Here is an 11649-nt window from a genome sequence, read left to right as displayed (position 1 = left end):
TCGCGGTCGCCGCCGCGCAGCTCCTCGCCGCCGGGCTCGCGCTGCTCTCCGCGTGGGCGCTCGCCGTCGGGGTCCCGCTGCTGCCGCGGCCGGCCTCGGTGCGGCTGCTCGTCGAGGCGCTCGAGCGCGGCGCCGTCGTGCTCGGCACCGACCTGTCGCCCGTCGACCGATCCCTCGGGGCGGTGCACCTGCTGCTCCTCGGCTGCTTCCTGCTGCTGCTCTGGGGGGTCGACGTGCTCGCCCACGCGGTCGGTCGGCCCCCGCTGGCCGGGCTGCCCGTGCTCGCGGCGGTCAGCGTGCCGGTCACCGTGCTGACCGACCCGGTGCCGACGCGGCTCTACGTCTGCGCCGCAGCCGCGTACGTGCTGCTGCTCGCCTGCGACCGCGGACGTCGTCACGCCGGGGCCGTCGCGGTGCGGCCGGTGCGCCCCGAGGACGACGCCCTGCCCGACGGCTGGCGTGAGCGGCTCGACACCGGGGTCGGCGCCGGGCAGGTCGCGCTGGTGGCCGTGCTCGCCTCGCTGCTCGTCGCGCCGCTGGTGCCGCTGGCCGACCCCGTGGGTCCCGACAACGGCGGCACGGGTGACGGAGACGGCAGCGGCAGCCTGCGCGTGGCGACGCAGAACCCCTTCATCTCCCTGCGCCGCGACCTGCTCGAGCAGACCGACACCTCGCTGCTGTTCGCCCGCACCGACTCCACCGACACCGACTACCTGCGCACCGTGGTGCTCGACCAGTTCTCCGCCGACGCGTGGGACGCCTCCACCCGCGACCTGCCGTCGGAGAACTCCGCCGACGGCGTCTTCCCCGCACCGCCCGGGCTCGCCGCCGGCACGGGCGGCGTCGAGTCGGAGTGGGAGCTGACCCTCGACCCCGTCTTCCGCACCCGCTGGCTGCCGCTGCCGTCGCCCCTGCGCGAGGTCGCCGTCGAGGGCGACTGGCGCTACGACGAGCGCTTCCTCGACGTCGCCCTGCCCTCCGGCGAGTCGCGGCCCGGGCTGACCTACCGCGCCACCGCCTTCCGGCCGGCGATCACGGCGAGCGACCTCGACCGGGCCCTCACCGCGCCCGAGTCGGTGCGCGAGCCGATGACCGAGCTGCCCGACGACATGCCGCCCGTCATCGAGCGGACCGCTCGCGAGGTGACCCGGGGCGCAACCACACCGTTCCAGCAGGCCGTCGCGCTGCAGGACTGGTTCCGCCAGGACGGCGGCTTCACCTACTCCCTCGAGCAGCGCCCCGGCTCCGGCCTCGACCTGCTCGCCGACTTCGTCACCACCGACAAGGTCGGCTACTGCGAGCAGTTCGCCGCCGCCATGGCCGCGATGGGCCGCACCCTCGGCATCCCCTCGCGCGTCGCGGTCGGCTTCCTCGGCCCGGAGCGGCAGCCCGACGGACGCCTCCGCTACTCCTCCGACGCCCGGCACGCCTGGGCCGAGATGTACTTCACCGGCGTCGGCTGGGTGCGCTTCGAGCCCACCCCGTCGGTGCGCTCCGGCGCCAGCCCCGACTACACCCGCGAGTCGCTCGACGAGTCCGAGCCCACCGAGGCGCCGCAGAGCGCGGCGCCGACCCCGCAGGCCGAGCAGACCGACACCGAGCAGCAGACCGACACCTCTGCCGGCGGCGCCGGGCTCGGCCGCCCGGTCGCGGTCGTGCTCGTCCTGCTCCTGCTGGCCGCCGCGCTGCTCGCACCGGGCGTCGTACGACGTCGGCAGCGGGCGGAGCGGCTCGACCCGGCCCGTTCCGAGGGGCCCGCCGAGGGGGCCTGGGCCGAGCTGCGGGCCGTCGCCCTCGACCACGGCGCCCCGTGGGACGACGACCGCTCGCCGCGCGAGCAGGCCCACGCCCTCGTCCGCGAGACCCCCGGGGCCGAGCACGCCGACGCCGAGGCGCTCGAGGACGTGCTGCGGCAGGTGGAGCGCGGCCGGTTCGCCCGTCCTGGCTCGCCCGGCGGCACCGCCGTGCTGGAGCGCACCGACCTCCCCGCGACCGTCGAGCGCTGGACCACGCTGCTCGAGCGGCGCTCGGCCGACGCCCCCGCCCCCACCCGCCTCCGCCGTCGCCTGCTTCCCCCCTCCCTGCTCCCCCGCACGTGGTGAGCGGCCGGTAGGTCGACCCCGACAGAGTCACTGGTTGACCAGTGACTTTGTCGCTGAGCCAAGCAAACAATCGTGGCTCAGCGACCGACTTCGTGGCTCAGTGGCGTCAGGCGCCCCTGCCGGAGCGGGGCTGGACGTGACGGACGGCCGGGGTGCGGGTGCACCACCGGCCGTCGGTGTCGAGAGGGGTGAGGCTCAGTAGCCCTGGTTGCGGCGGCGCTCCCAGCGCTGCTCCATGCGTTGCATGAACGTGCCCTGCGTGCTGCCCTTGGGACGGCGGGCCCGGGGCTGGCGGGGCTGACGGCGGGGCTTGTCGGCCCGACCGCCCTGCACGACGCCGAAGCGGTGGGGCGGGTCGTCGAGGGTCACGGCGATCGTGGCGCCCGACGGATCGTCGGGGACCTGCGACTGCTGGGCGTGGCGGCCGCGCCACGCGGCGAGACCGAGGGTGGTCGAGGCGACCATGACGACGAAGCCGAGGACCGCGAGCCAGATCTGCTGGGTGACGGCGCCGCCCATCAGCATGGCCACGCCCACGAGCAGCGCGGCCCCGGCGCCCACGGTGCGGATCTTGGCGGTGCGTTCGATCGCGCTGCCGCGCAGCGTGGAGGCGAACTTGGGGTCCTCCTGGGCAAGGGCCTGCTCCATCTGCTCCAGCAGACGAAGCTCCTCCTCGGAGAGTGGCACGGCATCCTCCCGCATGATCTCGTGTGGTCCGAGTCTAGGCAGGGCGGTGGGCGGGGCGGTAGAAGAGACCGGAATTCGGTGGAGAATTCACCCCGGCGCCCCTGCGTGGCGATGGTCGTCGGTCGCCGGGCAGGACTAGGGTCGACCGCCCTGCAGCAGCGTCGCCGGCCGTACGGCGCCCCCGCCGAAGCGCGACGCGGCCCGGTCGACCGCGCGGTCGGCCTCCTCCCAGCCCCGCTCGCGCGCACCCAGCACGAGCTGTCGCTGCGCCTGCGCCCGGGGCCGCAGGCCCTCGACGCGGACGCCGACCAGCCGCACCCGGGCGCGCTGGAGCGCCAGGGCGTCGTACAGCCCCACGGCGACCGCGTGGACCTCGGCCGTGACGTCGGTCGGGTCGGGCAGGGTGCGCGAACGGGTGAGGGTGGTGAAGTCGGAGAAGCGCACCCGCAGCGTGACCGTGCGGCCGACCACCTCGGCGCGGCGCATGCGGCGCGTGACCGTGCCGGCCAGCCGCAGCAGCTCGCGCACCACCACCGCGCGGTCGTCGGTGTCGCGGCCGAAGGTCTCCTCGGAGCCCATCGAGCGGTCGGGGTCCTGGGTGTGTCGCCGCGGCACCAGGGTCCGGCGGTCGGTGCCCCACGCGAGGTGGTGCAGGTGGGCGCCGCTCGCGCGGCCGAACGCGCGCTGCAGCGTGGCCAGCGGCGTGTGCGCGAGCTCGCCGACCGTGCGCAGGCCGTAGCGGTGCAGCGCGTCGCGCGTCGCCTCACCCACGCCGTAGAGCTCGCCGACGTCGAGCGGGTGCAGGAAGGCGGTCACCTCGTCGGGGCGTACGACGACGACGCCGTCGGGCTTCGCGCGGCGGCTCGCCAGCTTGGCGACCGAGACCGACCCCGCGACGCCCACCGAGCAGGTGACCTGCTGCTCGTCGGCGACCCGGGCCCGGACGTGCTCGGCGATGCCCCGCGGCGGGCCCAGCCGACGGGTGGCACCGGAGACGTCGAGGAACGCCTCGTCGAGGGAGATCGCCTCAACGACGGGCGTCACCTGGCGGAAGATCTCCATCACCGAGGCCGACACCGCCTCGAGCTCGGCGAAGTCGGGCGGCAGCACCACCGCGTCGGGGCACAGCCGCCGCGCCCGCGCCATCGGCATGCCGGAACGCACCTCGTAGCGGCGTGCCGGGTAGTTGGCGGCCAGCACCACCCCGCGGTGACCGCCGGGGCCTCCCCCGCCCACCACCACCGGCACGTCGGCCAGGTCGGGCCGGCCGCGGGTCGCCACCGAGGCGTAGAAGGCGTCCATGTCGACGTGCAGCAGGTGCGGGTCGGGGCTCATCGACCCACCACCCCGGGCGGTCGGGCCGACGGGGCCGGGCCCGGCCCGGGCCTAGCGGGTCGCGAGGACGTGCAGCTGGCTGGCCAGCACGAGGTACTCCGGGCGCGTCGAGACCGCGCGCTCCAGCTCGAGCAGCGCCGTGGCCGCACCGGCCTCGAGGTCGAGCAGCGAGGACGGCACGAGGTCGGCGAAGACCCGCACGCCCTGCACCTCGCGCACCTGCAGCCCGCAGCCGGGCAGCAGGTCGTGCACCTCGTCGACGGTGAACCGACGCTCGGCCCGCGGGCTGCGCCCTCCGTCGGAACCCGTCGGTCCGGGGGTGGCGCCGAGCAGGGCGCGTGCCTCGGCGAAGTGCCCGGCCATCGCGCGGGTGAGCACAGCGGCGTGGTGCTGGCCGACCACCAGCGAGAGCGACCCGCCGGGGGCGAGCACCGACGCCACCGAGGCGAGCGCCCGAGGCGCGTCGTCGACCAGCCCGAGCACCCCGTGGCACAGCACCAGGTCGAAGCCGGGCTCCAGCTCGCCGACGGTGTCGAGGTCGCCCTGGACGGCACTGACGCGGTCGGCGACCCCGTCGTCGGCGGCTCGGCGCGCCAGCGCTGCGAGCGCGTCGGGGCTGGGGTCGACCACGGTGACCTCGTGGCCGAGACCGGCGACGTGCACCGCCAGGCCGCCCGTGCCGCCCCCGATGTCGAGCACCCGACGGCCGGGCTCGGGCAGCAGGGCCCGCACGGCCTCCCAGACGACCGCCGTACGGGTGGCGTTGCGGCGCTCCAGCGGGCGGTCCATGGCGCCCACCCTAGGGCGTGCGGCGGCGCCGTCACCCCGGGCTCCCGGGGCTGCGGTGCCACAGCCTGCGAGCGACCGCGCCGGAGACGACGCCCGGCGCGGGGCCGGCCGGCCGCAGGTCGGCGTACGGCGAGGTGCGGGCCCCACTGGGGTGCACCCGCACCCGGTGGGGCGTGGCGCTCGGCCCGCGCCCGGGCCGCGGCGAGCGCTCGAGCAGGTCGAGCACCGCGTCAAGGCCCTCGGCCTCCCACAGCCGGGTGAGGGAGCCGAGGTCCCAGGCCCCGGTCGCGCGGAGCGAGACCCCCCGTCGTCCGGTGCGGCGGAGCACCCCGCGGACCACGAGCAGCCACGAGCCGAACACGGTCGAGGCGTAGTCGCCCTGGGCGTCGTCGAAGAGCGTGGCGTCGACCGGCCCCGTGCTGTCGTCGAGGGTCACGAACACCACTCGCCGGCCGGAGCGGATGGGCGGCGTCTGGGTGGCGACCTTGACGCCGGCCACCAGCAGCTCGCTGCGGTTGCGGGCCTCGAGCAGCCCGGTGGACCGGGTCACGCCGAGCGCCTCGACCAGCTCGTGGTGCAGGTGCATGACGTGGCGGCTGACGTCGAGCCCCAGCACCTCGAGCTCGGCGCCGACGCGGTCGGACGGGCTCATCTCGGGCAGCCCCACCCCGGTGTGCGCCTCGGTGGGCAGCCCGAGCGCCAGCTGCACCGAGGTCGCGGACGTGTCGGTGCCCGCGGTGGGCGGCCGGCCCCCCAGGTCGCGGGCCCGGCGCCAGCGGTCGGTGCGGGCCCCGGCGCGGTGCATCCGGTCGAGGTCGCCCACCTCGAGCAGCAGGTCGCGACGGGTGGTGCGCGCGCGACGGCCCGCGCCGCCCCCGCCGGCGGGTTCGACGTCGTGCACGGCGTCGAACCCGCCGGCGAGCACCAGGTGCTCGACCACCGGACGCGACACCCGGGCCCGCTCGACGAAGTCACCGAGCGAGGCGTACGGCGCGTCGTCACGCGCGGCCAGCACCCGGTCGACCTCGGCGGCGTCGATACCGCGCACCTCGGCCAGCGCGACCCGGATCCCGTGCCCGCCGTCGGCCAGGTGCTCGACGGCGTACGCCGCTCGGCTGCGGTTGACGTCGACGCCGAGCACGGCGATGCCCAGGCGGCGGGCGTCGTCGAGCAGCAGCCGCTTGGGGTACATGCCGGGGTCGTGGGTCAGCACGCCGGCGAGGAAGTGTGCCGGCCAGTGGGTCTTGAGCCAGGCGGACTGGTAGGTCGGCAGCGCGAACGCCGCGGCATGGGCCTTGCAGAAGCCGAAGGACGCGAACGACGCCACGACCTCCCACAGCCGGCGGACCACGGCCTCGTCGTAGCCCCGGAGCCGGCTGCCGGTGACGAACCACGCCTCGACCGCCGCCATGCCGGCGGGCGTGCCCATGGCGCGGCGGCGCTCGTCGGCCTCGGCCAGGGTGCACCCGCCGATCTCGGAGAGGATCGCGATGACCTGCTCGTGGAAGACCACGACGCCACGGGTCTCGCGCAGGATGGGCTCGAGGTCCGGGTGGAGGTAGCCGGGCAGCCGCCAGCCCTGCTTGGCCTCGAGGTAGGGCGTGATCATGTCGCTCTTGACCGGGCCGGGCCGGAACAGCGAGATGTCGGCGACGATGTCGGCGAAGTCGTCGATGCCGGACCTGCCGACGAGCTCGCGCTGGCCGGGTGACTCGATCTGGAAGACCCCGAGGGTCTGCGCGCTGGAGATCATCTCGTAGGTGGCGAGGTCGTCGAGGGGCACCTGGGCCTCGTCGTCGAGGTCGAGGCGGACCCCCTCGACACGCTCGACCTCGGCGACGGCGTGGGCCATCGCCGACTGCATCCGAATGCCGAGCAGGTCGAGCTTGAGCAGCCCGAGGTCCTCCACGTCGTCCTTGTCGAACTGCGACATCGGGTAGCCGCCCGCGCTCTGCTCGACGGGGGTGCGGTCGAGCAGCGCGAGGTCGGACAGCAGCACCCCGCACGGGTGCATCGCGACGTGCCGGGGCAGGCCGTCGAGCCGCTCGACGAGGTCGAGCACGAGGCCGAGGTCGACCCCGCCCCCGGCCCCGGCGTCGAGCAGCCGGCGCAGCGGACGCAGCTCGGGCAGGTCGCGGACGGCGGCGCGGGCGTCGCGGGCGCGGACGTGGGGGAAGGCCGTGGCGAGCGCGTCGACCTCCGGGTGCGGCAGCCCGAGCGCGGCGCCGACGTCGCGCACCGCGTGGCGCACCCGGTAGGTCTCGACCATGGCCACGGTCGCGCACCGCTGCCGCCCGAACCGGGCGAGCACGGCGTCGTAGACCTCGAGGCGGCGTGCCGACTCGACGTCGAGGTCGATGTCGGGCAGGGAGCGGCGCAGGGGCGAGAGGAACCTCTCGAAGAGCAGGCCGTGGCGGATCGGGTCGATGCCGGAGACGCCGAGGAGGTAGTTGACCAGGCTGCCGGCCCCCGACCCGCGGGCGGCCGAGCGGATGCCGAGCCCGCGCACCATCTCGGTGACCTCGCCGACGGTGAGGAAGTAGGAGGCGTAGCCGAGGCGCCGGATGACGTCGAGCTCGTGGTCGAGACGGGTCCACACGCGCATCCGCGGGCCGTCGCCGTAGCGGGCGCCGATGCGGTCCTCGCAGCGGCGCCGGAGCACGGCGTCGGCATCGGCCCCGGGCGGGTCACCCGGGCGCACCGCCGCCTCGAGCTCGGGGAAGTGCACCTCGCCGAGCCCCAGGTCGGCCCCGGGGTCGAGCACGCAGCGCTCCGCCAGGGAGCGGGTGCGGGCGAGCAGCGACCGCGCCGCGAGCACCGGGTCGGCCTCCACGCCGGCGCGCCGGCACACCTCCTCCGCGACCTCCTGCATCTGCTTGCCGGACTTGCAGAAGCCCTCGGCGTTGCGCCGGTCGAGGTGGCGGCGGTCGAGCGGCACCAGCCGGCGGGTGGCGTCGAGCACGTCGGCCACCGGCGCGTCGAGCCGGTCGGCGAACCGCACCGCGTTGGTGAGCACGGTGGCGACGCCGTGCCGGGTCGCCAGCCCGAGCATGCGCGCTGCGTGCACGGCGGTGCCGGGCCCGGCGCCGGGCAGGCGGTGCGAGACCAGCTCGACCGCGAGCTGCCCCGGCCCCACGAGCGCCAGCCAGCGACGCAGCACCGCGGCGGCCAGGTCGTCACGGCGCAGCGCCACCGCACGCCCGAGCTCGGAGCCCGGGCCGAGCACGACCTGGACCGCGTGACCGGCGACGTGCTCGGCCCCGAGGGCGGGCGGGCAGAGCGGCGACCCGCGACGTCCGGCCGCGTGGGCGGCCGAGACCAGGCGGCACAGCGCGGCCCAGCCGGGGCGCACGGCGCCCCGCGCGTCGCCCTGCGCCAGGAAGGTGACCCGTGGGAGCCGCGGGTCACGCTCGGTGCCGCCGCGGGCCGGGGTGCGCGCCCGCGCCGGCGCACCCACGAGCAGGAGCGGCGGCGTGGCGAGGTCGACGCCCAGGACCGGCGCCACCCCGGCCGCCGCGGCGGCCTTGACGAAGCGGACCGCACCGTACAGACCGTCACGATCGGTGAGTGCCATCGCGTCCATCTCGAGCTCGGCGGCCCGTTGGACGAGCAGGTGCGGGTGGGCGGTGCCGTGGCGCAACGAGTAGCCGGAGGCCACGTGGAGGTGGACGAAGGGGTCGGGCACGGAGCGGAGGCGAGCTCAGGCCACCCGGATCGGGGCGTGCTCGGTGAGGCCCAGCAGCCCCTCCGCCACCGCCAGGAACCGGTCGGCGTCGCGGACCAGGTCGTCGGCCTCGCGCGCGGTGACGGCGTGCCGGGCGCCGGCCTCTGCGTCGGCTCGCTTGCCCGCCCCGGCCGCGAAGAAGGCCGCCCACTCGGCCAGCTCGGGGGCGAGGTCGGTCAGCAGCACCCAGGCGTTGCGCTGACGACGGGCGCGGGCCGTGGTCGGGACCGGCCGGGCACGGGCCGCCAGCACGGCCGCGGCCGTGCGCAGCGCCGAGACGTGGGCCAGGGCGTAGCGCTCGGGGGCCACGGTGCTGGTGATCGCCTCGCGCAGGGAGGCCGCGGCCCGCTCGAGGTAGGCGTGCGTCGCGGCGGGCAGGAAGGCCGGACCGCCGGCGACGACGGGCGCCCGGGGCACGGTGCGGGTCATCAGTCGACCGCCCGCGCCAGCCGCCAGCCGCCCTCGGACCAGCTGAAGACCAGGTCGAAGACCCCGTGGTCACCGACCCGGCCGCGGGCCGCCGCCACGCGCCAGACCTCGCGCTCGCGCAGCAGGTCGCCGTCGGTGTCCGCCGCGGACGAGCCGTCCTGCGCCCGCACCCACCACGCGCCGGTCTCCACCCAGTGCGAGACCACCTCGCGCACCTGCCAGAGCCGGCCGCGCCAGAGGAACTGCTCGGGATCGGCGGCTGCGTCCCTGCGGACCTCCACCGGGTCGTCGTAGCGCCTCATCTGCTCCCCTTCCCCGAGGACTGTCGGTGCCCCGGTGGAGGGTGGGGTCGAGGTCACTCCCCACCGGGGCGGTGATCGAACACGTGTTCGAACGACTCGAACGGTACACCGCCCCACCGACAACCCGTCAAGGTCCAAGGAGCACTCAGGCCCGACCGGCTACCGTCCGCGCATGAACGCCCCCGACCGACCCGCCGACCGACCCGCCGACCGCCCCGCACCGGACGTGTCCGTCGGCGAGCACCCCGGGGTCGCCCGGTTCCGCCGCGAGCTCGAGGCGCGCGGCGGCAGCGGTGAGGTCCGGGTGCTCCCGGCCTCGGTGCACACCGCCGCCCTCGCGGCCCAGGCCCTGGGCTGCGAGGTCGGGGCGATCGCCAACAGCCTGATCTTCGCGGTGCCGCCGAGCGGGCCCGACGACGAGCCCACGCCGTTGCTGCTCCTGACCAGCGGCGAGCACCGCGTCGCCACGGAGGCGACCGCCGGGCGCATCGGCGTGGTCGCGCTGCGGCGGGCCGACGCCGCCTTCGTGAAGCACCACACCGGCCAGGTCATCGGCGGGGTGTCGCCCTTCGCCCACCCCGCACCCGTGCCGACGTACGTCGACCCCTGGCTCGCGCTCCACCCCGTGGTCTGGGCCGCGGCCGGTCACCCGGCCGCGGTCTTCAGCACCACCTACGACGAGCTGTGCCGCATGACCGGCGCCACCGAGGTGGACGTGACCTGACGGTCCGCGGGCTCAGCCCGCACCGACCTCGCCGCCCTCGGCCTCGGCGGCGTCGACCGGGTCGGGGTCGGGCCCGTCGCCCCGGTGGCCCGGCAGCTCCTCGTCGGAGGGCCCGCCGGTGGTGTCGCCGGTGGTGCCGCCGGTGGTGTCGTCGGTCGTCTCGGGCTCGTGCGTCGGCTCGCTCATGGGCCGCCCGTACCCCGCCCGCTCGCGAGCCCCTCCCCCACGTGACCGCTACCGTGACCGCCGTGGCGCGGGTGGTGGTCGTGGGCGGCGGGTACGGCGGCTCGGCCTGCGCCGCGCGGCTCGCCAAGCTCGGTCACGACGTGAGCCTGCTCGAGGCCCGCGACCGTCTCGGCGGCGCGCTCGGGCGGGTGACCCGCGGCGACTTCACCTGGGACGCGGGGCCCGCCCACACCGCGCTGCCGGCGGTGGCCCGCGACCTGTTCCGCAAGTCGGGCCGACCGCTGGAGAAGGAGGTCGACCTCGTCCAGCTGCCGCTGCTGCGCCGCCACCGCTTCGCCGACGGCACCGAGGTCGACCTGCCCGACGGCCGCGCCGCCCAGCTCGAGGTCCTGGGCGCCGCCCTCGGCCCCCAGGCCGCCGAGCGCTGGACCGGCTACGTCGACGCGTTCACCGACGACTGGGAGGCGCTGCGCAAGGACTGGTTCGAGCGGCCGTGGTCGCCCGACCTGGCCTCCGAGCACGCCTCCCGGCTGCTGCGCACACGAGTGACCATGGCCAAGGTGCTCAGGCGCACCTTCGGCAAGGACGAGCGGCTCCACCGGCTCGCGGGCTTCCCGGCGGAGGTCGAGGGTCACGACCTGCGCGACGTGCCGGCGTGGGTCGGGCTGTGGAGCTACCTCGAGCGTCAGCTCGGCACCTGGACCGTGCCCGGCGGGCTCGGCGTGCTGGCCGAGGTGCTCGAGCGCCGCCTGGCGACCCGTCGTGTCGCGGTGCACCTCGGCACCACCGCGCTCGACATCGAGCTGCGCGAGGGTCGCGCCGTCGGCGTGCGCACCGACCAGGGCACCCACGACGCCGATCTCGTGGTCGTCGCGATCGACCCCCGTCGACTGCCGGCCACCGCTCCCCACGTCGTGCGCACGATGCCCGCGATGCCGCCGGTGGTCACGCACGTCGGCCTCGAGGGCCCCGTCCCCGACCTGCCCCACGAGGTGGTGGTGCACGGCGAGGCGATGCTCGTGCTGCGCACCACCGGTGGCGCGGCGCCCGAGGGCGCGCACGCCTGGACCCTGCTCGGTCGCGGCCGGCTCAGCGAGGACCCCCTGGTGGCGCTGGCGCGGGGTGGCATCCGGGTGCGTGACCAGGTCGTGGCGCGGGTCGACCGCAGCCCGCGCGACCAGGTCGCCGAGCTCGGCCAGTCGCCGTACGGCGTGCTGTGGCAGGGCCGCGGCACCGTCACCCAGCGGCTGGGCCCACGCACGCCCGTCCCCGGGGTGTACGCCGCCGGCGCCAGCGCCACGCCGGGTGCCGGCCTGCCGTCCGTCGGCCTGTCGGCGGCGCTGGTCGCGCAGGTGGTCGGCCCGGCCTGAG

General features: G+C 76.4%; 10 protein-coding genes. 3 read left to right on the top strand and 7 right to left on the bottom strand.

What is annotated here, in order from left to right; all coding sequences use genetic code 11:
* On the top strand, window positions 1–2102 hold a 2102-nt coding region (locus ACYU8I_RS17555; protein ID WP_460843361.1), incomplete at its 5' end, for a transglutaminase family protein.
* A gap of 195 nt (window positions 2103–2297) precedes the next feature.
* Here the strand turns inward: ACYU8I_RS17555 and ACYU8I_RS17550 are convergent.
* The 6 genes from ACYU8I_RS17550 to ACYU8I_RS17525 all read right to left on the bottom strand — a co-directional run bounded on the left by ACYU8I_RS17550 (window position 2298) and on the right by ACYU8I_RS17525 (window position 9368).
* Entirely contained in the window at window positions 2298–2789 is a 492-nt protein-coding gene (locus ACYU8I_RS17550; RefSeq protein WP_460843358.1) for a DUF3040 domain-containing protein, read from the bottom strand.
* Window positions 2790–2924: 135 nt separating this feature from the next.
* Window positions 2925–4124 (bottom strand): DNA polymerase IV, encoded by a 1200-nt coding sequence (gene dinB, locus ACYU8I_RS17545; RefSeq protein WP_460843354.1) that lies wholly within the window; start codon window positions 4122–4124, stop codon window positions 2925–2927.
* A gap of 51 nt (window positions 4125–4175) precedes the next feature.
* Window positions 4176–4913: a methyltransferase domain-containing protein gene (locus ACYU8I_RS17540; protein ID WP_460843352.1), complete on the bottom strand. Its 738-nt coding sequence runs from the start codon at window positions 4911–4913 to the stop codon at window positions 4176–4178.
* Between the two features lie 31 nt (window positions 4914–4944).
* On the bottom strand, window positions 4945–8598 hold the full coding sequence (locus tag ACYU8I_RS17535; protein ID WP_460843350.1) for a DNA polymerase III subunit alpha: 3654 nt from the start codon (window positions 8596–8598) through the stop codon (window positions 4945–4947).
* Between the two features lie 15 nt (window positions 8599–8613).
* Window positions 8614–9066, bottom strand: a complete 453-nt coding sequence (locus ACYU8I_RS17530; RefSeq protein WP_460843348.1) for an SAV_6107 family HEPN domain-containing protein — start codon at window positions 9064–9066, stop codon at window positions 8614–8616.
* Window positions 9066–9368, bottom strand: coding sequence for a DUF6504 family protein (locus ACYU8I_RS17525; protein WP_460843346.1), 303 nt, complete (start codon window positions 9366–9368; stop codon window positions 9066–9068). The genes ACYU8I_RS17530 and ACYU8I_RS17525 overlap by 1 nt, the downstream gene beginning before the upstream one ends.
* 172 nt (window positions 9369–9540) lie before the next feature.
* Here ACYU8I_RS17525 and ACYU8I_RS17520 point away from each other — a divergent pair, with 172 nt between their 5' ends.
* Complete coding sequence (locus ACYU8I_RS17520) at window positions 9541–10092, top strand: YbaK/EbsC family protein (RefSeq protein WP_460843344.1); 552 nt, start codon at window positions 9541–9543, stop codon at window positions 10090–10092.
* Window positions 10093–10104: 12 nt separating this feature from the next.
* Here the strand turns inward: ACYU8I_RS17520 and ACYU8I_RS17515 are convergent, their stop codons facing one another.
* Window positions 10105–10278, bottom strand: a complete 174-nt coding sequence (locus ACYU8I_RS17515) for a hypothetical protein (RefSeq protein WP_460843342.1) — start codon at window positions 10276–10278, stop codon at window positions 10105–10107.
* 41 nt (window positions 10279–10319) lie between these two features.
* On the opposite strand from ACYU8I_RS17515, the gene ACYU8I_RS17510 reads away from it, so the two are divergent.
* On the top strand, window positions 10320–11648 hold the full coding sequence (locus tag ACYU8I_RS17510; protein ID WP_460843339.1) for a phytoene desaturase family protein: 1329 nt from the start codon (window positions 10320–10322) through the stop codon (window positions 11646–11648).
* The last annotated feature ends 1 nt before the right edge of the window (window position 11649 follow it).

It is taken from the genome of Nocardioides marmoraquaticus (assembly GCF_054777915.1).
The sequence above is the reverse complement of the archived record's forward strand: the minus strand, read 5'-3'. Positions and strand labels throughout refer to the sequence as shown.

What these genes read in the sequence shown, in the direction of transcription:
- dinB (WP_460843354.1), bottom strand. Translation starts at nt 4,124, where the DNA reads ATGAGCCCCGACCCGCACCTGCTGCACGTCGACATGGACGCCTTCTAC.
- ACYU8I_RS17540 (WP_460843352.1), bottom strand. Translation starts at nt 4,913, where the DNA reads ATGGACCGCCCGCTGGAGCGCCGCAACGCCACCCGTACGGCGGTCGTC.
- ACYU8I_RS17530 (WP_460843348.1), bottom strand. Translation starts at nt 9,066, where the DNA reads ATGACCCGCACCGTGCCCCGGGCGCCCGTCGTCGCCGGCGGTCCGGCC.
- ACYU8I_RS17525 (WP_460843346.1), bottom strand. Translation starts at nt 9,368, where the DNA reads ATGAGGCGCTACGACGACCCGGTGGAGGTCCGCAGGGACGCAGCCGCC.
- ACYU8I_RS17520 (WP_460843344.1), top strand. Translation starts at nt 9,541, where the DNA reads ATGAACGCCCCCGACCGACCCGCCGACCGACCCGCCGACCGCCCCGCA.
- ACYU8I_RS17515 (WP_460843342.1), bottom strand. Translation starts at nt 10,278, where the DNA reads ATGAGCGAGCCGACGCACGAGCCCGAGACGACCGACGACACCACCGGC.